The sequence below is a fragment of the Hansschlegelia sp. KR7-227 genome (assembly GCF_049446035.1).
Classification (GTDB): domain Bacteria; phylum Pseudomonadota; class Alphaproteobacteria; order Rhizobiales; family Methylopilaceae; genus Methylopila.
This window is the reverse complement of sequence record NZ_JBMSEA010000001.1, coordinates 2,387,177-2,406,752: the sequence shown is the minus strand read 5'-3', so window position 1 is coordinate 2,406,752 and position 19,576 is coordinate 2,387,177. Positions and strand designations below refer to the sequence as shown.

The 19,576-nt window shown below is 69.1% G+C and carries 21 protein-coding genes; 11 read left to right on the top strand and 10 right to left on the bottom strand.

Annotated elements, in window-relative coordinates:
* Positions 1-15: 15 nt before the first annotated feature.
* Positions 16-1,008, bottom strand: coding sequence for a tyrosine recombinase XerC (locus ACO2RJ_RS11265; protein ID WP_423268106.1), 993 nt, complete (start codon positions 1,006-1,008; stop codon positions 16-18).
* Between the two features lie 163 nt (positions 1,009-1,171).
* Here ACO2RJ_RS11265 and ACO2RJ_RS11260 point away from each other — a divergent pair, with 163 nt between their 5' ends.
* A complete protein-coding gene (locus ACO2RJ_RS11260) occupies positions 1,172-1,789 on the top strand; it encodes a hypothetical protein (protein ID WP_423268105.1) in 618 nt (205 codons plus the stop codon).
* 78 nt (positions 1,790-1,867) lie between these two features.
* Here ACO2RJ_RS11260 and ACO2RJ_RS11255 read toward each other — a convergent pair whose 3' ends face one another.
* The gene (locus ACO2RJ_RS11255) at positions 1,868-2,230 is read right to left on the bottom strand and encodes a DUF1236 domain-containing protein (RefSeq protein ID WP_423268104.1); all 363 of its coding nucleotides are present in this window, start codon (positions 2,228-2,230) and stop codon (positions 1,868-1,870) included.
* A gap of 178 nt (positions 2,231-2,408) precedes the next feature.
* Entirely contained in the window at positions 2,409-3,065 is a 657-nt protein-coding gene (gene fsa, locus ACO2RJ_RS11250) for a fructose-6-phosphate aldolase (RefSeq protein WP_423268103.1), read from the bottom strand.
* A 185-nt stretch (positions 3,066-3,250) separates the two neighbouring features.
* Here fsa and ACO2RJ_RS11245 point away from each other — a divergent pair, with 185 nt between their 5' ends.
* The 8 genes from ACO2RJ_RS11245 (at position 3,251) to ACO2RJ_RS11210 (ending at position 11,226) form a co-directional block, all read left to right on the top strand.
* Entirely contained in the window at positions 3,251-5,425 is a 2,175-nt protein-coding gene (locus ACO2RJ_RS11245) for a primosomal protein N' (RefSeq protein ID WP_423268102.1), read from the top strand.
* Between the two features lie 299 nt (positions 5,426-5,724).
* Positions 5,725-6,285 (top strand): F0F1 ATP synthase subunit delta, encoded by a 561-nt coding sequence (locus ACO2RJ_RS11240; protein WP_423268101.1) that lies wholly within the window; start codon positions 5,725-5,727, stop codon positions 6,283-6,285.
* Positions 6,285-7,820: a F0F1 ATP synthase subunit alpha gene (gene atpA / locus ACO2RJ_RS11235; RefSeq protein ID WP_423268100.1), complete on the top strand. Its 1,536-nt coding sequence runs from the start codon at positions 6,285-6,287 to the stop codon at positions 7,818-7,820. Before ACO2RJ_RS11240 ends, atpA begins: the two co-directional genes overlap by 1 nt.
* Before the next feature lie 61 nt (positions 7,821-7,881).
* Complete coding sequence (locus tag ACO2RJ_RS11230; protein WP_423268099.1) at positions 7,882-8,766, top strand: F0F1 ATP synthase subunit gamma; 885 nt, start codon at positions 7,882-7,884, stop codon at positions 8,764-8,766.
* A gap of 56 nt (positions 8,767-8,822) precedes the next feature.
* Positions 8,823-9,047, top strand: coding sequence for a hypothetical protein (locus ACO2RJ_RS11225; RefSeq protein WP_423268098.1), 225 nt, complete (start codon positions 8,823-8,825; stop codon positions 9,045-9,047).
* A 68-nt stretch (positions 9,048-9,115) separates the two neighbouring features.
* Positions 9,116-10,531 carry a F0F1 ATP synthase subunit beta gene (gene atpD / locus ACO2RJ_RS11220; RefSeq protein ID WP_423268961.1) on the top strand — a complete coding sequence of 472 codons (1,416 nt, stop codon included), beginning with the start codon at positions 9,116-9,118 and terminating at the stop codon, positions 10,529-10,531.
* A 22-nt stretch (positions 10,532-10,553) separates the two neighbouring features.
* A complete protein-coding gene (locus ACO2RJ_RS11215) occupies positions 10,554-10,799 on the top strand; it encodes a hypothetical protein (RefSeq protein ID WP_423268097.1) in 246 nt (81 codons plus the stop codon).
* A 22-nt stretch (positions 10,800-10,821) separates the two neighbouring features.
* Complete coding sequence (locus ACO2RJ_RS11210; protein ID WP_423268096.1) at positions 10,822-11,226, top strand: F0F1 ATP synthase subunit epsilon; 405 nt, start codon at positions 10,822-10,824, stop codon at positions 11,224-11,226.
* Between the two features lie 262 nt (positions 11,227-11,488).
* On the opposite strand, the gene ACO2RJ_RS11205 is transcribed toward ACO2RJ_RS11210, so the two are convergent.
* Together ACO2RJ_RS11205 and ACO2RJ_RS11200 are read right to left on the bottom strand one after the other, a co-directional pair.
* The gene (locus ACO2RJ_RS11205) at positions 11,489-12,934 is read right to left on the bottom strand and encodes a pyridoxal phosphate-dependent decarboxylase family protein (protein WP_423268095.1); all 1,446 of its coding nucleotides are present in this window, start codon (positions 12,932-12,934) and stop codon (positions 11,489-11,491) included.
* Between the two features lie 13 nt (positions 12,935-12,947).
* Positions 12,948-14,279 carry a hemolysin family protein gene (locus ACO2RJ_RS11200; protein ID WP_423268094.1) on the bottom strand — a complete coding sequence of 444 codons (1,332 nt, stop codon included), beginning with the start codon at positions 14,277-14,279 and terminating at the stop codon, positions 12,948-12,950.
* A gap of 225 nt (positions 14,280-14,504) precedes the next feature.
* On the opposite strand from ACO2RJ_RS11200, the gene hisE reads away from it, so the two are divergent.
* Positions 14,505-14,897, top strand: a complete 393-nt coding sequence (gene hisE / locus ACO2RJ_RS11195) for a phosphoribosyl-ATP diphosphatase (RefSeq protein ID WP_423268093.1) — start codon at positions 14,505-14,507, stop codon at positions 14,895-14,897.
* A gap of 71 nt (positions 14,898-14,968) precedes the next feature.
* Here the strand turns inward: hisE and ACO2RJ_RS11190 are convergent, their stop codons facing one another.
* The 5 genes from ACO2RJ_RS11190 to ACO2RJ_RS11170 form a co-directional block, all read right to left on the bottom strand.
* Positions 14,969-15,964: a TonB family protein gene (locus tag ACO2RJ_RS11190; protein WP_423268092.1), complete on the bottom strand. Its 996-nt coding sequence runs from the start codon at positions 15,962-15,964 to the stop codon at positions 14,969-14,971.
* The gene (exbD, locus tag ACO2RJ_RS11185) at positions 15,951-16,388 is read right to left on the bottom strand and encodes a TonB system transport protein ExbD (RefSeq protein WP_423268091.1); all 438 of its coding nucleotides are present in this window, start codon (positions 16,386-16,388) and stop codon (positions 15,951-15,953) included. Before exbD ends, ACO2RJ_RS11190 begins: the two co-directional genes overlap by 14 nt.
* Positions 16,389-16,398: 10 nt before the next feature.
* Complete coding sequence (gene exbB, locus ACO2RJ_RS11180; RefSeq protein WP_423268090.1) at positions 16,399-17,376, bottom strand: tonB-system energizer ExbB; 978 nt, start codon at positions 17,374-17,376, stop codon at positions 16,399-16,401.
* The gene (locus ACO2RJ_RS11175; protein ID WP_423268089.1) at positions 17,373-17,819 is read right to left on the bottom strand and encodes a hypothetical protein; all 447 of its coding nucleotides are present in this window, start codon (positions 17,817-17,819) and stop codon (positions 17,373-17,375) included. Before ACO2RJ_RS11175 ends, exbB begins: the two co-directional genes overlap by 4 nt.
* Positions 17,820-17,915: 96 nt before the next feature.
* The gene (locus ACO2RJ_RS11170; protein ID WP_423268088.1) at positions 17,916-18,971 is read right to left on the bottom strand and encodes an AraC family transcriptional regulator ligand-binding domain-containing protein; all 1,056 of its coding nucleotides are present in this window, start codon (positions 18,969-18,971) and stop codon (positions 17,916-17,918) included.
* A gap of 105 nt (positions 18,972-19,076) precedes the next feature.
* Between ACO2RJ_RS11170 and ACO2RJ_RS11165 the strand changes: the two genes are divergently transcribed.
* Positions 19,077-19,514, top strand: coding sequence for a cupin domain-containing protein (locus ACO2RJ_RS11165; RefSeq protein WP_423268087.1), 438 nt, complete (start codon positions 19,077-19,079; stop codon positions 19,512-19,514).
* Positions 19,515-19,576: the final 62 nt, after the last annotated feature.

Here is a 19,576-nt window from a genome sequence, read left to right as displayed (position 1 = left end):
GGCTCAGGCGCCCGTTCACTTGGCCGTGTGAGGCTTCGGGCCGCTGGACCCGCCGCGAGGATGGAAGGCGGCGTGGATCGCCAGCAGGCGGGCGCCGTCGACCTCCGTGTAGATCTGGGTCGTGGAGAGGCTGGCGTGGCCGAGCAGCTCCTGGATGGTGCGGAGATCGCCGCCGCGGGCGAGCAGATGGGTGGCGAAGGAATGGCGCAGCGCGTGCGGCGTCGCGCTGTCCGGCAACCCCAGCGCGCCGCGCATGCGCTCGACCGTCTGCTGGACGATGCGCGGGTTGAGCGGGCCGCCCTTCGCGCCGACGAACAGCGGCCCGTTCGGCGCCAGCGCATAGGGGCAGAGCTGGAGATAGTCGGCGACCGCGGTCTGGACGGCGGCGATGACCGGAAGCTGACGCCGCTTGCCCCCCTTGCCGAGGACCTCGATCCGGTCGACCCCCGGAACCGGCGCTTCGTCTCGCGTCAGCGACAGCGCTTCGGAGATGCGCAGGCCGCAGCCATAGAGCAGCGCGATCACCGCGGCGTCGCGGGCGAGCACCCAGGTCTCGCGATCCTCGCCGGCGCGCTCGTCCGGATCGGTCAGACGCTTCGCCGCGGCCGCGGCGATGGGCTTGGGCAGGCTGCGCGCGATCTTGGGGCTGCGAACGGCCGACAGCGCGGAGGCTTCGCCGCGCCCGGTCCGCGCCAGATGACGCGTGAGCGAGCGTGCGGAGGCGAGCCCGCGCATCAGCGAACGGCTCGAAATGCCGTCGGCGCGCCTGTGGGAGAGAAAGGCGCGGACGTCGCGTGGCGCGAGCCCGGCGAGATCGGCGAGCGTCGGCGGCGCGCCGAGATGGTTCTGAAGGAAGGCGAGGAAAATGCGGACGTCGCGGCCGTAGGCCTCGACCGTCTTCGGCGACAGCCGCCGCTCCGCGCCGATATGGCGGAGCCAGTCGGCGACGCCCGCGCACAAATCCGGAGCGGCGGGGAGAAGGGGCGCGGCCTTGGTGTGATCGGTCATGCAGGGAGCGTAGCGCGCCGACGCTTAATCGGGGGTGATCGATCCCGCCTGCGGGTTTTGACGATGTCGGCCGCCTTGAGGGCGGCGTGTACACATCGGCGGCGTTTCGATGTAGCTTGGCGGAAAGGTGCCAAAAAAGCGCCAAAACGCATGGGGATCGCAGATGACGAAGCTGATCGGCGCGCTGCTCGCCGCGTCTCTCGCAGCGGGCGCGGCCCCAGCCTCCGCCGCCGGACCCGAGGCCCGACCGTTCATGCGCGGGAACACGCCGTGCGGCACGGCTGACAACGTCCATTTCTGTCTGGCCTTCACGCCCGCCGACGAGGCGCTGAAGCCAAAGCCGATTTCCGATCTTCGGGTGCGGTTCGCCGCGCCGGGGCGGGCTCTGGTGACCTGGCAGGGCTCGGTGTTCTGCTCGGTGTCCCCGAGCACGCCGGACACCCGTGGGCGGATGGGGGAGTCTTACGAATATTACGTCTTTCTAGGACTCACCGACGACGACTCCCCCTATGTCTACAACGCGCCGGGCACGCAGTCGCTCGGCGAGAAGTCCTACTTGGACATCCGGGCCCGGAATACGGAAGCGAGACGCACCGACTTCGTGCTGTCGGCGAGCCGGATCGACATGAAACCGGTGACCCTGTCCCGCCTGTTCGTCATCAACCGGCCTCAACTCGCCACGTACAGGGCCGTCGGCTTCGGCGATTTCCGCATCGCGAACTCGACGTCCTTCTGCAACGTGAACGGCGGCGCGATGACCGTGCAGTACATGCCGGACTGAGCGCCCTCTGACGCCGCGCATGAAAAAACCCCGCGCGACGCGCGGGGTTTCTCAAAAGGTCTGCTCTGAAGCCAGGTGTCACTCGACGACTTCGACGACCTTGCGCTTGTTGCTCACGATGTAGCGGCGATCGTTGACGATGGTGTAGCTGTAGTCGCTGTCCGGAACGGCGTAGACTTCGACGTTCTCCGGAAGCGTGCTGCCGACCTCGACCTCGCCCTCGTAACGGACGGACGGACGGGTGTCGCGCACGACGTACTGGCGCACTTCCTTCGGCGGGGCGACGGCCGTGCCGATCGCGGCGCCGGCTACGCCGCCCACGACTGCGCCGACAGGCCCGCCGACGATCGCGCCGGTGGCGGCGCCGCCAGCGGCCCCGGTCACGGTGCCTTCCTGGGCGGAGGCGGCGACGGGAAGGGTGAGCCCGAGGGCGATGGCCATTGCAATAGCGCTCTTGCGCATGTCGTATCTCTCTGCTGTTCAGCCCTGCCGAACAACGCGACATGTCATAAAGCGTTCCGACCGGTCGTTGATCACGCTCCATTTCAGAGCGTAAGAATTTTGGGCCGCCCCAGCGTCAATCGCCAGTCAAAGGTATTCGGACACCGTCAGACGACAGTCACTCGATGGTCTGGCCGGTCTTCGCCCAGTCCGCGACGAACTGATCGAGGCCCTTGTCGGTCAGCGGGTGTTTGACCAGGCTCTTGAGGACCGAGGGCGGCACGGTCGCGACGTCGGCGCCCGCTTTGGCCGCGTCCTTCACGTGGTTCGCGCCGCGGATGGAAGCCGCGAGAATCTCGGTCGAGAAGTCGGGGTAATTGTCGTAGATCGTGCGGATGTCCTGGATCAGCTCCATGCCGTCGATCCCGGAATCGTCGAGACGGCCGATGAAGGGCGAGATGAAGGTCGCGCCGGCCTTCGCCGCGAGCAGCGCCTGAGGCGCGCTGAAGCAGAGCGTCACGTTCACCATCGTTCCGTCGGAGGTGAGCGCCTTGCAGGCCTTGAGGCCGTCCCAGGTGAGCGGCACCTTGACCGCGACGTTGTCGGCGATTTTCCGCAGGATCTCCCCCTGCTTCATCATCCCGTCATAGTCGATCGCGGCGACCTCGGCCGACACCGGCCCTTCCACGACCTCGCAGATCTCGGCGATGATCTCCTTGAACGGGCGGTTCGCCTTCAGCACAAGCGACGGGTTGGTGGTCACGCCGTCGAGAATGCCCATGGCCGCGAGCTCGCGGATCTCTTTGACGTCGGCGGTGTCGACGAAGAACTTCATCGCGCAAATATCCTCGTTCAAAAGCGTGGGGTTCGTGTCCTCCAATTGGCGCGGGCGCGTGACCGGCGCAAGACGAAAGCGACAGGACCCCGCCCTGCGGCGGGCGCAGGCGCGCGATCGCGGCTTGACCAGGCGCGACGCTTGCGCCGAAGAGGGGCGGCCGCCCCCTTAGGCCGATGTCCCCCATGCCCGCTCTGTCCGCTGTCCAGGTCCTGCTGCCGGTCGCCCTCGACCGGACGCTGACCTACGCGGTTCCCGACGGCCTTAAGGTCGCGCCTGGCGACGTGGTGGTGGCGCCGCTCGGAACGCGCTCGTCGATCGGCGTCGTGTGGGACGGGGTTCCGGACGCGCTCGACGGCGGCCGGATGAAAGCGATCGAGGCGAAGGTTCCCGCCGCCGGATTCGCCGCGCCGATGCGGCGCTTCATCGACTGGGTCGCGGAGTACACGCTCGCGCCGCGCGGGCAGGTGCTGCGGATGGCGTTGCGGGGGCTGGCGGCGGACGAAGCGCCTCCGGGCCCCAGGATGGGCCTGCGCGCCACCGGCGTCGCGCCCTCCCGCGCCACGTCCGCCCGCTTGAAGGTTCTGGCGGTCGCCGCCGACGGCGCCGTCCGACCGAAGAGCGCGCTGGCGGCCGCCGCGGGGGTCTCGACCTCGGTCGTGGACGGGCTCGTGGCTGAGGGCGCGCTGGAGGCCGCGGCCCTGCCGGAGCCCCCTTCGGCGCGAAGGCCGGACCCGTCGCTGCCCGGCCCGGAGCTGTCGCCCCACCAGGCGCACGCCGCGGAGGCGTTGCGGCGCATGACGGCGGACGCGCAGTTTCGCGTCGCCCTGCTCGACGGCGTCACCGGATCCGGGAAAACCGAGGTCTATTGCGAGGCGGTGGCGCAGGCGCTCGCCGACGGCCGCCAGGCGCTCGTGATGGCGCCGGAGATCGCGCTGACCGTCCCCTTCCTGGACCGCTTCGCCAAGCGCTTCGGCGCGCGGCCCGCGGTCTGGCACGCGAGCGTCGGCGAAAAGGGCCGGGCGGCGGTGAGGCGCGGCGTCGCCGACGGCTCGATCCAGGCGGTGGTCGCCGCGCGCTCCGGGCTGTTCCTGCCCTTCCGCGACCTTGGGCTCATCGTCGTCGACGAGGAGCATGACGCGGCCTACAAGCAGGAGGAGGGCGTCGCCTACAGCGCCCGCGACATGGCGGTGGTGCGCGGCCGCATCGAGAATGCTCCGGTCGTTCTGGCCTCCGCCACGCCGTCTCTCGAGACCCGCGTCAACGCCGAGCGCGGCCGCTACGCCCGTTTCGTGCTGCCCGCCCGCTACGGCGGCCGCGCCATGCCGGACATCTCCGTGATCGACCTCCGGCGCTTCGGACCGGCGCGCGGGCAATGGCTCGCTCCGCGCCTCGTCTCGGCGATGGCCGAGACGCTCGCCGCCGGCGACCAGACGCTCTTGTTCCTCAATCGCCGCGGCTACGCGCCGCTGACGGTCTGCCGCCGGTGCGGGCACCGCATGAAATGCCCGAACTGTTCGGCCTGGCTGGTCGAGCACAGGTTCCGCGCGAGCCTCGTCTGCCACCATTGCGGCCAGTCCGGTCCGATGCCGAAAGCCTGCCCGTCCTGCGCGGCCGAGGACAGCTTCGTGGCCTGCGGCCCGGGCGTCGAGCGCATCAGCGACGAGGCCGCGGCGCGCTTCCCCGACGCGCGGATCTCGATCCTGTCGAGCGACGTTATGGGCGGCGGCGAGCGGCTCGCGGCCGAACTCGACGCGATCGAGCGCGGCGATGTCGACATCGTCGTCGGCACGCAGATGGTGACCAAGGGCCACCACTTTCCGAAGCTGACGCTCGTCGGCGCCGTCGACGCCGATTTCGCGCTCGGCGCCGCCGATCCGCGCGCCGGCGAACGCACGTTCCAGGTGCTCCAGCAGGTGGCGGGCCGCGCCGGCCGGGGCGACCGTCCGGGAAAGGCGCTGCTGCAGACCCACGATCCCGACCATCCCGCGCTGCGCGCACTCGCGTCCGGCGACCGGGAGGGGTTCTACGCCGCGGAGTCCCGGGCGCGCGAGGCCGCCGCGACGCCGCCCTTCGGCCGGCTCGCGGCGCTGATCGTGAGCGGCGCGACCCGCGAGTCCGCCGAGGGGCACGGACGCGCGCTGGCGCGCGCCGCGCCGCGCCTTCCCGAGGTCCGCGTGCTGGGTCCCGCCGAAGCGCCGCTCTCCATGGTGCGCGGGAGGCATCGGATGCGGCTGCTCGCGCAGGCGCCGCGGGCCTTCGACCTTTCCGCCTATGTGCGCGCCTGGCTCGCGGCCGCTCCGCCGCCGCGCGGCGGCGTCAGGGTCGCCGTCGACATCGATCCGCAGAGCTTCGTCTGACGGCTGTCGCGTCGTCGTGGCCGGACCCGCCGTTCACGGCCTGGTGTGACAGATGGTCAAAAGCGGCCGGGCGCCACCACCGGTTGCCGCATATGCCTTTGAACGCAAAGCCTTTTCGAAGCGTCGCCACAGCTACGCCACGATGTTGCGGGGGCTCGCTTACCGTGATAGTGACCGCTTCGCCGTGAAGGAGAGCCTTCGCGGAGGGGCCGGTTCGGCCTCGTCGTGCAACGGTTCCGGGAGGTACGGGGCGTCCGCTCCGGTTTCAGCCCAAGGCTCCAACCAACGAGAGACGCTCGGTGGCAGGCAAAGACACCATCGTGTCCGGAATGGCGGGTCGCTATGCGAACGCCCTGTTCGATCTTGCGAAGGACGAGAACGCGGTCGACGCGGTCTCGGCGGATTTCGACGCGCTGGGCGGGATGATCGCCGAGAGCGAGGATCTGCGCCGCTTGATCAAGAGCCCGGTGTTTTCCGCCGACGAGCAGAGCAAGGCGATCGGGGCTGTGCTCGACCATGCGGGCGCGTCGCCGTTGACGGCGAAATTCGTCAAGCTGGTCGCCTCCAATCGCCGTCTGTTCGCCGTCGAATCGATGATCAAGGGCTTCCGCGCGCTCGCCGCCGCCGACAGGGGCGCGACCACCGCGGAGGTGACCGTCGCCGAGGCGCTGACCGACGACCGGCGCTCGGCGCTCGCCAAGGCGCTTCAGGACGTCACCGGCAAGACGGTCGACTTCGACGTCAAGGTTGATCCCAAAATTCTCGGCGGCCTCATCGTGCGGCTCGGCAGCCGCATGGTCGACGCGTCGCTCAAGACCAAGCTCAATTCGATCAAACTCGCCATGAAAGAGGTCGGCTGATGGACATTCGCGCCGCCGAGATCACCTCGATCCTCAAGGATCAGATTAAGAATTTCGGCCAGGAGGCGGAAGTCTCCGAGGTCGGGCAGGTTCTGTCGATCGGCGACGGCATCGCCCGCGTCTACGGCCTCGACAACGTCCAGTACGGCGAGATGGTCGAGTTCCCCGGCGGCGTGCGCGGCATGGCGCTGAACCTCGAGACCGACAATGTCGGCGTCGTGATCTTCGGCGCCGACCGCGGCGTGAACGAAGGCGACGTCGTCAAGCGCACGGGCACGATCGTGGACGTGCCCGTCGGCAAGGGGCTGCTCGGCCGCGTGGTCGACGCTCTGGGCAACCCGATCGACGGCAAGGGCCCGATCGAGTCCACCGAGCGCCGCCGCGTCGACGTGAAGGCCCCGGGCATCATCCCGCGCAAATCCGTGCACGAGCCGATGCAGACCGGCATCAAGTCGATCGACGCGCTGATCCCGATCGGCCGCGGCCAGCGCGAGCTCATCATCGGCGACCGCCAAACCGGCAAGACCGCCGTGGCGCTCGACGCCATCCTGAACCAGAAGTCGATCAACGCGAGCGGAGACGAGGGCCAGAAGCTCTATTGCGTCTATGTCGCGATCGGCCAGAAGCGCTCCACCGTCGCGCAGTTCGTGAAGGTGCTCGAGGAAAACGGCGCGCTCGAATATTCGATCATCATCGCCGCCACCGCCTCCGACCCTGCGCCGATGCAGTTCCTCGCGCCGTTCTCCGGCTGCGCGATGGGCGAGTATTTCCGCGACAACGGCATGCATGCGCTGATGGTCTATGACGACCTGTCGAAGCAGGCCGTGGCCTATCGCCAGATGTCGCTGCTGCTGCGCCGCCCGCCTGGCCGCGAGGCCTATCCGGGCGACGTGTTCTATCTGCATTCGCGCCTGCTGGAGCGCGCCGCCAAGCTCAACGACGAGAATGGCGCAGGCTCGCTGACGGCTCTGCCGATCATCGAGACGCAGGCCAACGACGTGTCGGCCTATATCCCGACCAACGTGATCTCGATCACCGACGGCCAGATCTTCCTCGAGTCCGACCTGTTCTACCAGGGCGTCCGCCCGGCGGTGAACGTCGGCCTCTCGGTGTCGCGCGTCGGTTCGGCGGCGCAGATCAAGGCGATGAAGCAGGTCGCCGGCAAGATCAAAGGCGAGCTCGCGCAGTACCGCGAGATGGCGGCCTTCGCGCAGTTCGGCTCCGACCTCGACGCCTCGACCCAGCGGCTTCTGAACCGCGGCGCGCGTCTGACGGAGCTCCTCAAGCAGCCGCAGTTCGCGCCGCTGCGCGTCGAGGAGCAGGTCGTGGTGATCTACGCCGGCACCAACGGCTATCTCGACAAGCTGCCGATCGACAAGATCCGCGCTTACGAGGCCGAGCTGCTCGAGCACCTCAATGCGAGCCAGAAGGACCTGCTCGATACGATCCGCAAGGATAAGCAGCTCAAGGACGAGACCATCGAGAAGATCAAGAAGGTGCTCGACGATTTCGCCAAGAGCTTCTCGAAGGCCTGAGCAAGCTTCTCGAAGGACTGAGCGGCTTCACGTCGGATAGAGCGGAGTTTCGGGCGCCCCCATGGCGAGCCTAAAGGACCTCAGAAACCGCATCGCCTCGGTCAAGGCGACGCAGAAGATCACCAAGGCCATGCAGATGGTGGCCGCGGCGAAGCTGCGCCGCGCGGAGACCGCGGCGGCGGCTGCGCGTCCCTACGCCGAACGGATGGAGCGGGTTCTGTCGAACCTCGCCACCGGCATGAAGGACTCGCCGCTGGCGCCGAGGCTGCTCGCGGGAACCGGCGACGACAAGCGCCACCTGCTCGTCGTCGTCACGGCCGATCGCGGCTTGTGCGGCGGCTTCAACTCCTCGATCGCGCGGCTTGCGCGCGACCACGCCCGCCGGCTGCTCGCCGAAGGCAGGCAGGTCGAGTTCCTGTGCGTCGGCCGGAAGGGCGCGGACATCCTGCGCCGCCAATTCCCCGGCAAGCTCGATGACGTCATCTCGCTCCGCGAGGTCAAGAGCGTCGGGTTCGACACCGCCGTGAGCATCGCCGAACGCGTCACCGACATGTTCGCCGAGGACAAGTTCGACGTCGCGACGCTGTTCTATTCGAAGTTCAAGTCGGTGGTCAGCCAGATTCCGACCGCGCAGCAGATCGTGCCCGCCGAAGTGCCGGAAGGCGACGAGACGACGGACCTGCTGAAGGGCGCGATCTACGAATACGAGCCGTCGGAGGAGGAGATCCTCGAGGAGCTGCTCCCGCGCAACGTCGCGATCCAGGTCCTCAAGGCGCTGCTCGAGAACGCCGCCTCCGAGCAGGGCGCGCGCATGTCCGCGATGGACAACGCGACCCGCAACGCCGGCGAGATGATCAAGAAGCTGTCGCTCGACTACAACCGCACACGCCAGGCGCAGATCACCAAGGAGCTGATCGAGATCATCTCCGGCGCCGAGGCGCTGTGAGGCGAGGGACGTTCGGGCTACACTGAGGCTGGTAAGCGGCTCGCAAGGACGAACCGATGACTAGCGAAATGGAGAACATGGTCCTGGAGCAGCTTCGGCGGATCAGGGCCTCGCAGGACCGGATGGAGCTCGATCTGCAGGACGTGAAAATCAGGGTGACGGCGATCGAGCAGCACCTCGGACAGGTCCAGATCCAGATCGCAAGCCTCAACGGTCGCATGGACAGGTTCGACGAGCGCCTGACGCGCATCGAACGCAGACTGGATCTCGCCGAGGCGTGACGGCTTCGACCAAGAACATGACGAAGGGCGTTGGATCGCTCGCAATGACCGACGAGGACTTTGAAAACATGACCGCACATGTCGGCCGCATCACCCAGGTCATCGGCGCCGTCGTCGACGTCCAGTTCGACGGCCATCTGCCCGAGATTTTGAACGCGCTCGAGACCAAGAACAACGACGTGCGGCTTGTGCTGGAAGTCGCCCAGCATCTCGGCGAGTCGACGGTCCGCGCGATCGCGATGGACTCCACCGAGGGCCTGACCCGCGGACAGGACGTGACCGACACCGGCGAGCCGATTTCGGTTCCGGTCGGCGTGGGAACGCTCGGCCGCATCATGAACGTGATCGGCGAGCCGATCGACGAAGGCGGCCCTGTCGACAGCGAAGGCCGGCGCCCGATCCACGCCCCGGCGCCGTCCTACGCCGACCAGGCGACCGAGACCGAGATTCTCGTCACCGGCATCAAGGTGGTCGACCTGCTCGCGCCTTACGCCAAGGGCGGCAAGATCGGGCTGTTCGGCGGCGCGGGCGTCGGCAAGACGGTGCTCATCCAGGAGCTGATCAACAACGTCGCGAAGGCGCATGGCGGCTATTCGGTGTTCGCCGGCGTCGGCGAGCGCACCCGCGAGGGCAACGACCTCTATCACGAGTTCATCGAGTCCGGCGTGAACAAGGAAGGCGGCGGCGAAGGCTCGAAATGCGCCCTCGTGTTCGGCCAGATGAACGAGCCGCCCGGCGCCCGCGCCCGCGTCGCGTTGACCGGCCTCACCGTCGCCGAGCATTTCCGCGACCAGGGCCAGGACGTTCTGTTCTTCGTGGACAACATCTTCCGCTTCACCCAGGCGGGTTCGGAAGTGTCGGCGCTGCTCGGCCGCATTCCCTCGGCGGTGGGCTATCAGCCGACGCTCGCCACCGACATGGGCGCGCTGCAGGAGCGCATCACCACCACCACCAAGGGCTCGATCACGTCCGTGCAGGCGATCTACGTGCCGGCCGACGACCTGACCGACCCGGCGCCCGCGACCTCCTTCGCCCATCTCGACGCGACGACCACGCTGAACCGCTCGATCGCGGAAAAGGGCATCTATCCGGCGGTCGACCCGCTCGACTCGACCTCGCGCATCCTCTCCGCGCAGATCATCGGCGACGAGCACTACAACACCGCCCGCCGCGTCCAGGAGACCCTGCAGCGCTACAAGTCGCTCCAGGACATCATCGCGATCCTCGGCATGGACGAGCTGTCGGAAGAGGACAAGCTGACGGTGTCGCGCGCCCGCAAGGTCGAGCGCTTCCTCAGCCAGCCGTTCCATGTGGCCGAAATCTTCACCGGCGCGCCGGGCAAGTTCGTCGAGCTCGCCGACACGATCAAGGGCTTCAAGGAGCTGGTCGAAGGCAAGCACGACAACCTGCCGGAGTCGGCCTTCTACATGGTCGGAACGATCGAGGAAGCCATCGAGAAGGCCAAGAAGCTGGCCGAGGGTTGAGCGCGCTGCGGCGGGCGATCCGATGAACAGCAAGGTCCTCTTTCTGCTCATCGGGCTCCTGGTCGGCGGTCTCGCCGGCTGGCTGACCCGGCCCGAGGCCGCCGAAATCTCGATCCTCGGGATGAAGGTCGAGGTGCAGAGCGACCGGGTGGCGTCGTCCGATCAGGGCGGCCTCACGACCGGTCAGGCTCAGCACATCGCAATCTGCGCCGCGATCGGCGCGCTGCTCGGCTTCGGCGCCGGTTTCGTCGCCGATCGCCGCCGCTGAAGAGACATCTGGAGAGCACGTCGTGGACACCTTCCTGTTCGAGCTCGTGTCGCCGGAGAAGCTGGTCTTCTCCGAAGAGGTCGAGCATGTCGTCGTGCCGGGCGCCGAGGGCGAGTTCGGCGTGCTGGCGCATCACGCGCCGCTGCTCTCGACGCTGCGGCCCGGCGTCCTGAAGGTCTACAAGACGGATGGCGGCGAGCCGCAGAAGCTGTTCGTCCGCGGCGGCTTCGCGGACGTGAATCCGAAGGGCCTGACCGTGCTCGCCGACGAGGCGACGCCGCTCGAGCAGTTCGAGGTCGCGAAGCTCGACGCCGCCATCAAGGACGCCGAAGACGACGTCGCGGACGCCCAGGGCGAGGGCGCCAAGATGCGCGCGCAAGAGAAGCTTGACCGTCTCAAGGAGTTCAAGGCGGTCTTCGCGGGCTGACCCGCCGGCCGCCGGCGTCTCTCTCGGCGGGGCGGTTCTCGTCTCTAGGCGTGAGTGATCGGCTCGCCTCGAAGCGCGGGATACCCTCGCCCGTCATCCCGGGCTTGTCCCGGGATCCAGTCCCGCCGCCAGCGGAATATCTTGAAACCCAGCTGAAATGGGTTCCGGGACAAGCCCGGAACGACGTCTGCGGTGCGGGGCCGAACGAGTCCGGGGACGTGATCCCACTTTTTAACGTCCTGCATGCCTGTGAGTCCGCCGGTCAGCCTGTCGCCTGCAGCCGGAACGCCGGCAGGAGGGCGCGGGCGAAGGCGTCGAGGCGATCTACGGTCCCGCTCAGATCCTCGTCGGTCGTCGCCGGGTTGATCGTGCACATCCGGATCGCCGCGCGCCCCTCGACGCGGGTCGCGCCCACGACGGCGAAGCCGTCCTCCAGCATCGCCTTGGCGATCGCCCGGTTCAGCGCGTCCGCCTCTGCTTCCGCTACGCCCGGCGGTGCGTAGCGGAAGCAGACGATCGCGAGCCGCGCCTCGGAGACGATCCGCCAGTCCGGGGTGGCGCGCACGGCGCGCTCCGCGGTCTCGGCGGCCGCGATCCCGCGCGCGATGGCGGCGCCGACGGCGTCGAGCCCGAGGGTCTGGAGGGTGAGCCACAGCTTGGTCGCCCGTGCGGGGCGGGTCAGCTCAGGGCCAAGATCCCAGGCGTTCGGCTCGCCGTCCGGCGCGTCCCCGTCGCGCAGATAGTCTGCGCCCATCCGGAAGGCGTCGGCGAGCGCCGAGCGGTCCCGGACCAGCACGGCGCCGCAGCCATAGGTCTGGAACAGCCATTTGTGCGCGTCCCAGGTGAGGCTGTCGGCGCGGCCGATCCCGCGCAGCAGGCCGCGATGGGCGGGCGACAGCAGGGCGGACGCGCCATAGGCGCCGTCGACATGCATCCACAGGCGCTCGGCCGCGCAGACGTCGGCGACCGCGTCCAACGGGTCGATCGCGCCGGTGTTGGTCGCGCCCGCCGTCGCCACGACGACGAAGGGCCTCAGCCCAGCGGCCCGGTCTGCGGCGACGGCGGCGGTTAGATCGCCGGCGTCCAGCCGCCCCAGGCGGTCGCTCGCCACGATGCGCACGCGGCGGTCGGCCACTCCGATGATCCGCAGCGCCTTTGCGATCGAGGCGTGGGCGCCCTCGCCGAGATAGGCGACCCCAAGCTCGCGCTCGTCCTCTCCCAGCAGCCGGTCCCGGGCGGCGGTGAGCGCGGTGAGGTTGGCCATTGATCCGCCCGAGACGAACAGGCCCCCGGCGCCTGAGGGTAGGCCCGCGGCTTTGCAGAGAAACGAGATCAGCCGCCGCTCGATCGCGGTCGCGCCCTCGCTCTGTACGGCGGCCCCGGCATGGGCGTTGTGGACCGCGGTCAGGAGCTCGCCGAGCCAGGAGAGCGGCGAGGCCGGGCTCGGGATAAAGGCGAAGAAGCGCCGATGATCGGTGCTCATGGCGTAAGGCAGAACCCGGTCGAGCAGCTCCTGCGCGACCTGCTCGACCGGGCGGCCGGTGGGACCGAGCGCGGGGAGGGCGTCGAAGGCGCCCGGCGGCGCGCGGTGGAAGGCGGCCGCGTCCGGGGCGCCGGCCGCGCGCGCGAGGGCGGCCTCGACCACGCGGGCGAAGGCCTCCGCGACGTCGGCCGCGGGGCCCGGTCGAGCGGGAAACCTGTCGCTCATCGCGGCGCGGGCGTCACACGCCGGCTCCGGCCGGGCTCGCCCCCGCATCCGAGCCGCGGGTGCGGAACATCAGCTTGTCGACGCGCGGGCCGTCCATGTCGACGACCTCGATCACCCAGCCGCCGACGTCGATCGTGTCGCCTTCGTTCGGGATGCGGCCGAGCTCGGCGATGACGAGACCCGCCGCCGTGTGGAACTCGCCTTGGGTGTTCGCCGGGATGGTGAAGGCGAACGTGTCGGAGATCGCGTCGAGCGGCGCGCGGCCGTCGACCATATAGGTGCCGTCCTCGCGACGGCGGATGTCCTGGTCCTCAGCCGTCTCGTGCTCCTCGGGCATCGCGCCGGCGATCGCGCCCAGCACGTCGTGCGAGGTCACGATCCCTTCGAAGCCCCCGAACTCGTCGACCACGAAGGCGGTCGAGGAGGGCTGCGACTTGAAGAGCTCCAGAAGACTCAGCGCCGAGGCGCCCTCCGGGACGTAGAGCGGATCCTTGACCTGCGACACCACGTCGAGCTCGCCGCCCGCGAGCAGCTTCGCCAGCACGTCCTTCTTGTGGAGGATGCCGACGGGATCGTCGACCGAGCCGTCCTTGCCGACGACGATCCGGGAGAACGGGCTTTCGGCGAGCTCGGTCTTGATGGTTTCGAGGTCGTCGGTGACGTCGATCCAGAACACCTCGCGCCGCGGCGTCATGATGGAGCGCACCGGCCGGTCGGCGAGGCCGAGGACGCCTTCGATCATGCGCTTCTCCACCGGCTCGATCGAGCCGGCCGCCACCCCCTCGGCGATGACGGAGCGGACCTCCTCCTCCGTGACGCTGGAGCCGTCCTGCTCCTTCACGCGCAGCAGCTTGAGCACCAGGGCGGAGAGCGTGTTCAGCACCACCACCACGGGGCGGCCGACGACGGCGATCACCGCCAGCGGCGCCGACACGAAGGCCGCGATCGGCTCCGGGTTCGACAGGGCGATGCGCTTCGGCACGAGCTCGCCGAGGATGAGCGAAAGCCCGCCGATGCTGAGGACGACCACGGCGCTCGCGACGGGTCCGGCATAGGCGCCGAGGGCGGTCGTCTGGCGCAGCGTCTCGGCGAAGGGGTCGGCGAGGGAGGATTCGCCGACCACGCCGGTCAGGATCGCGATCAGCGTGATGCCGATCTGGACCGAGGATAGGAAGCTCGACGGGTCGTCGGCGAGCTTGATGGCGCGTTCCGCGCCGGGGTCGCCGCCGTCCGCCATCATCCGCAGCCGCGGTTTACGGGAGGAGACGATCGCAAGCTCCGACAGCGCGAAGAAGCCGTTCAAGAGCACGAGGCCCAGGAGAACGGCGATGTCGAGGAGCGGCATGTACGTCCCGGAGCGCGGCGCGGGCGCGCGCGCGCCCGACGGATGAACGGACAGTATAGAGCGATCGGCTCGGCGCGTCATGGGGCGGCGCGTCGCTGCCGACGGTCGCGCGCCCGGCGGGGGTAGGTGAAACCCCGTATGGGTCCGGAGCGGGAAGACGCTATGTAAATGATTCGTAAATGGAGCTGTCATTTAGTCGACAGAATGGAGAGACAATATTCCGCGATGACCGATTCGATCGAGCGTCTCTATGTGGCCGTACGGGATGCGAGCGACACCGATCCGGTTCTCTCACGCACCGTGAAGCTGCGCCGCGAAGGCGTGCCGAAAATGGCCAAGAAGGTCGCCGAGGAGGCCGCCGAGGTCGCGATCGAGGCGGTGACGGGCGCGCGCGAGCCGCTGATTCGCGAGAGCGCCGATCTGCTCTACAATCTCGTCGTTCTCTGGTCGGCCGCGGGAATCTCCCCGCAGGACGTCTATGACGAGATGGACCGCCGCGAACGCCTCTACGGCGTCGCGCAGAAAGTGCCAAAGGGCGCGTCCTACCGGACGGTGGCGAGTCGCGCGACCCCGGCGGATGCTCCCTTCGCCAAAGGCTCGCTCGCCCGGCGACGCTGAGCCTCCTGAGAGCCCCGTCCAAGACGTAGAAGACCGACCGCGGCCGCCGTCCGAGCGACCAGCCGCGGCCGTTAGCCCGAGAAGGTGAAACCGATCGGTATGGTGAAGCTCTTGCTTCCTCCCGGCATCTCGGGAGGCATAGGCGGGAAGGAGCCCGAGGCGCGCTGCAGCATGGCGCGCAGCTCCTGATCGAGGATCGCGTTGCCCGTGCTTCGCGCGAGCGATTGACTGATCACCCGTCCGCTGCGGTTGACCGTGAACGCGATCACGCCGCGTCCGGTCGCCCTCTGCGCGCGGGCGGCGGCGGGATAGCGCTTCTGGCCCGCGAGGATCGCCGAGATCTTACGGCCGTATTCGGCGGCCGCTGCGCGCGCGGCCCCCGGGTTGCTGGCGACGCCGCGTGCTCCCCCCGCCCGCGAGGAGGCGCTCGGCGGAGGCGCCGCCTTCGGTCGCTCGCGCTCGACGGTGCGGGTCTCCGTCTTCTTCGGCTTGGTCGCCTCGCGCTTGACCGGCTTCTTCGCCTCGCGGACCGGAGGCGGGGTCTCCCGGCGCGGCTCGGGCGTCACGTCCTCGGCCGTGACGGTGCGCTCCGGCGGCAGAGTGACGGCCGGCGTCACGTCGGTCGGCGCCTCGACGAGGTCAGGCGCCGTCTCGACCTGCTCGACCGGCGTCTCCTCGATCGGCTGGGCCTCGTCGGGAGCGGCCTCGGCGGTGATCGCCTCGTCCGGCGGGGGAGGGGCCGCGTCGGCGTTGAGTTCGGGAAGCTCCTCGGCTTCCGTTGGGGTCGGCTCCGTCTCCTCCGGCTGGACCTGCGGAACGGCCTCCGCGGCGGCGGCCGGCGCCGAGTCCGCCCCGGCTTCGCTCATCTGCGCCGCGCCGGAGGGCGGAGGCATGAGATCCATTTCGATCGGCTGCTGGCTTTCGAAGCCCGATGGCGGGGGAGCGTCGCGCAACAGCAGCAGCGCGCCGGCGTGGACGGCGAGCATGACGGCGCCGGCCATCGCCCAGCGGCCCAGATCGCGGCCGGAATGGCCTCCGTCGAGGCTCAGGGCGTCAACGGCCGCCATTCGGTTCGACGGATTCGAGCGCGACGAGCGCGATCTTGAGATAGCCCGCGCGGCGCAGGTCGTTCATCACCTTCATCAGCTCGCCATAAGGGACCGTCTTGTCGGCGCGCAGGAAGATGCGTTGTTCGTGGTCGCCCTTGGTCGCCCGGCCGAGCGCGGAGCCGAGCGCGTCACGCGGGACGGTCTGATTGCCAAGCGCCAGGTTCAGGTCCGACTTGACCGTCAGATAGACTGGCTTGTCCGGCCGAGGCTGGCGCTGCGCGGTCGACGACGGCAGGTCGACGCCGACGTCGACGGTCGCGAGGGGGGCGGCCACCATGAAGATGATCAGCAGAACCAGAATCACGTCGATGAACGGCGTGACGTTGATTTCATGCGTCTCGACGAGGTCATCCCCGCCGGAGTGATCGAGCCGAGCCGACATCCCCCGCGTCCTACTCCGCCGCCGCCCGCAGGCGATGCGGGCCGGACGCGCGGTCGAGATCGCGGCTGACCAGCCGGAGAACGGCCGCGGACGCGTCGCCGAGCACGGCGCGGTGGCCCGCGATGGCGCGCGCGAACACATTGTAGATGATCACGGCCGGAATGGCGGCGATGAGGCCGACCGCGGTCGCGAGCAGCGCCTCGGCGATGCCGGGGGCGACGACGGCGAGGTTGGTCGTCTGAGCGTTCGAGATGCCGATGAAGGAGTTCATGATGCCCCACACCGTGCCGAACAGGCCGACGAAGGGGGCGGTCGAGCCGATGGTCGCGAGCACGCCGGTGCCGACCGCGAGCTTGCGGCCGGCCTGCGCCTCGAGCCGCGACAGATGGGAGGCGACGCGCTCCTTCACGCCTTCGGGCGACATCGCGTCCTCGGAATAGGCGAGCTCCGCGTCGGCGGCGGCGACGAAGGCCGCGATCGGCCCGCGCGACCGTCCGAAGGCGCGCTGGGCGTCGTTCAGGCTGCGCGAGCGCGTCAGCACGCCAAGCCCGGCGCGCGACCGCCGGCCCGCCGCGGCGAGTTCGAGCGACTTGGCGAGCCAGACGGTCCAGGTCACGAGCGAGGCGAAGGCGAGTCCGATCATGACCGCCTTCACCACCCAATCGGCCGACATGAACATGCCGATCGGCGACAGATCGTGCGGAAGGCCGCTGCGGTCGAAGGCCGATTCCTCGGCCGACGCGGTCGGCCCGGCCTCGGGCTGCGCCGCGTCGTCGGGCTGGGCGGCCCCGGAAGGAGCGTCGGCCGGAGACGCGGATTGGCCGGGCTCGGTCGCCTGGACTTCCTCGGCCGGGGGAAGGGTCTGCGCGGGCTGGGCCGCCGGCGCCGCGGTCGTCGCCGCCGGACGCTCCTGCGCTGCGACGTGCGCGGCCGTCGCCGCCGCGACGAGCGCGGCGAGCGCGACGGCGGCGGCGCGCAGCCTGATCACTTCGAAAACTCCACGCCCTTGACCCGGGACGTGGTGGTCACGAGCGCGAGGCAATCCTGCTCGCCGCCGCAGGCGGTGACGTCGTTGAGAAGGACGCGGCTGACGCCGTCGCACGGCGTGTCGCTCGCCTCGAACAGCTTCACGCTGGTCTTTGCGGCCCGCACCGGCCCGGCCTCCACGGCGAGCCGCCGGGAGATCACGCCGTCCTTGTCGAAGAAGACGAGATCGAGCTTGAGGCTGTCGAGAGCCTTGTCGCCGGGGTTGGCGACCACCAGCGAGACGCGGCAGGTCGTGTCGCGCGCCTCCAGCCGGTTCAACTCCACCGACACGCCGGAGGCCGCCGCCGCGGGCAGAGCGAAAGCCGCCGCCAGCCCCGCGGCGAGAGCGGCCGCAGGCGTCGAGCGGCGGACGCGCGCAAATACAAATGGCGGCAAGGACCTCACCTCCGGTCGGGACCATCAAGCTGCGATGAGAAGCCGAATAAGCGCAAGCACCCGCCACTTCAAGGCCGCGCAGGGCAATTGATAACTGGAAGAATTCTAGGAATCGGACCCGAAATCGTGGAGCGCCGTTGCAGTCGCATCTCCGAACTGTGATTCTTCGGGCTGGGACAGACCGCCATCGCGCCGGCCACGCCAGCGGCTTGGGGGGGTTCCGGTCCAGCGTCGAAAGGCGCGCGAGAAATGGGCGACGTCGCGGTAGCCGAGCCGCATGGCGGTCTCCGTCACGGAAAGGCCGGCGCGGCCCAGAAGGTCTTTCGCCGTCGCGCGATCGGTCTCCTCGGAAATCGCCGAGAAGGTGCGGCCCAAACGGAGAAGCCGCCTCTGCAGCGTGCGCGTCGTCATGCCCAGGCGCGCCGCCACCGACGGGACGCCAAAGCGGTTCGCGTCGCGCTCAAGCCCGATCATGAGCCGCACGATCTCGGCAAGATCCTTCTCGGAAGGAACGGGGGGAGTCTCCGCGCCGGCCGGAGGCGCGTCCGGCGCGCGGCAGTCGAGCCACGAAGCGGGAAAGACCACGGCCGCCTCGGACCCGCCCCGGACCTCGCTGTGAAAGACCTGCTCGATCTTCGCCTTTCCGGCGAGCGCGCCCGGCAGTTCGATCCGGTCCGGAACCCAGAGCGGTCCGGCGAATGTGCGAATGAGCGTGAGCATGTAGCCGAGCGCGAGGAGTTCGTTCTTCTGCCGCCCGACCGTCAGGGGCGCGGTGACGCGGTAGGTCCAGACGGCCATGCCGTCACGAATTCTCAGCTCCATCCGGGTCGCCGCCTGCAGCAGGCGGCCATATTCGAGATAAGCGAGCGAGAGCGCCGCGCCGAGATCCGGAAAAGACAGGGCGTGCCGGCCGTAGGGCCCGAGCCCGTCGAGCCCGGCGCGCAGCGAAAGACGGGCCGGCAGGGCGTCGTCGCCGATCAGCCGCGCGGCCCTTTCGACAAGTCGGAATTGGTCTTTCAGGAGGATCAGCGTGTGCGGCCGCTCCAATATCGCGATCGGAAGGTCCGCTTCGTGGAACAGGCGCTGCGCGCAGCCTCCGGCCTCCTCCACGGCCTCGACGACCGGGCCGACCGTGCTCGCGCGGGTCAGCGCCAGCGTCATCGCGCGGCCCTAACCGGCGTCGTTTGGCGCAGGATGGCAAGCGCGGCAGATCGCGTGCGCCTAGCGTCTCTCCCACCGCACGTCGCGAGAAGAACGAGGGAGGACATGTTGGTCGAACATCGCTTTGACGATCGCAACATCACGTGGCGGACCATCGAGGGCTTCGATCATATCGCCTATCATATTCTGAGCGTCGACGAAGAGGCCCGCATCGTCGACCTGCTCTTCAGGTTCGCCGCTCACGAGAAGATCGCGCTCCACCGCCACATGGCGGACTACAAGACGCTGGTGCTGCAGGGCGAATTGCGGATCTACCGTCCGAATGGCGAGCTCAAGGAGATTCGCTCCGTCGGCAGCTACGTGTCTGCGAAAGCGGGCGGGGAGCCCCACACCGAGGGCGGCGGCGACTGCGACGCCGTCGTCTATTTCACCAACCGTGACGTTCAGGGGCCTATCTACGAGATTCTTGGCCCCGCCAACGAAATCGTGGCGACGTTCGGAATTCCCGAATTCAAGGAGCTTCTGGAAGCGCAATCGCCATAGGGCCGAATGACGGGCAACCCGACGATCGCCGCGGCGCGGATAGCGGCGAGGAGCCTGGTCCC

Bases quoted from the DNA above. Each gene is read 5' to 3' on its own strand.
- ACO2RJ_RS11265 (WP_423268106.1), bottom strand. From the start codon at position 1,008: ATGACCGATCACACCAAGGCCGCGCCCCTTCTCCCCGCCGCTCCGGAT.
- ACO2RJ_RS11260 (WP_423268105.1), top strand. From the start codon at position 1,172: ATGACGAAGCTGATCGGCGCGCTGCTCGCCGCGTCTCTCGCAGCGGGC.
- ACO2RJ_RS11255 (WP_423268104.1), bottom strand. From the start codon at position 2,230: ATGGCCATCGCCCTCGGGCTCACCCTTCCCGTCGCCGCCTCCGCCCAG.
- fsa (WP_423268103.1), bottom strand. From the start codon at position 3,065: ATGAAGTTCTTCGTCGACACCGCCGACGTCAAAGAGATCCGCGAGCTC.
- ACO2RJ_RS11245 (WP_423268102.1), top strand. From the start codon at position 3,251: ATGCCCGCTCTGTCCGCTGTCCAGGTCCTGCTGCCGGTCGCCCTCGAC.
- atpA (WP_423268100.1), top strand. From the start codon at position 6,285: ATGGACATTCGCGCCGCCGAGATCACCTCGATCCTCAAGGATCAGATT.
- ACO2RJ_RS11230 (WP_423268099.1), top strand. From the start codon at position 7,882: ATGGCGAGCCTAAAGGACCTCAGAAACCGCATCGCCTCGGTCAAGGCG.
- ACO2RJ_RS11225 (WP_423268098.1), top strand. From the start codon at position 8,823: ATGACTAGCGAAATGGAGAACATGGTCCTGGAGCAGCTTCGGCGGATC.
- atpD (WP_423268961.1), top strand. From the start codon at position 9,116: ATGACCGCACATGTCGGCCGCATCACCCAGGTCATCGGCGCCGTCGTC.
- ACO2RJ_RS11215 (WP_423268097.1), top strand. From the start codon at position 10,554: ATGAACAGCAAGGTCCTCTTTCTGCTCATCGGGCTCCTGGTCGGCGGT.
- ACO2RJ_RS11205 (WP_423268095.1), bottom strand. From the start codon at position 12,934: ATGAGCGACAGGTTTCCCGCTCGACCGGGCCCCGCGGCCGACGTCGCG.
- ACO2RJ_RS11200 (WP_423268094.1), bottom strand. From the start codon at position 14,279: ATGCCGCTCCTCGACATCGCCGTTCTCCTGGGCCTCGTGCTCTTGAAC.
- hisE (WP_423268093.1), top strand. From the start codon at position 14,505: ATGACCGATTCGATCGAGCGTCTCTATGTGGCCGTACGGGATGCGAGC.
- ACO2RJ_RS11190 (WP_423268092.1), bottom strand. From the start codon at position 15,964: ATGGCGGCCGTTGACGCCCTGAGCCTCGACGGAGGCCATTCCGGCCGC.
- exbD (WP_423268091.1), bottom strand. From the start codon at position 16,388: ATGTCGGCTCGGCTCGATCACTCCGGCGGGGATGACCTCGTCGAGACG.
- ACO2RJ_RS11170 (WP_423268088.1), bottom strand. From the start codon at position 18,971: ATGACGCTGGCGCTGACCCGCGCGAGCACGGTCGGCCCGGTCGTCGAG.
- ACO2RJ_RS11165 (WP_423268087.1), top strand. From the start codon at position 19,077: ATGTTGGTCGAACATCGCTTTGACGATCGCAACATCACGTGGCGGACC.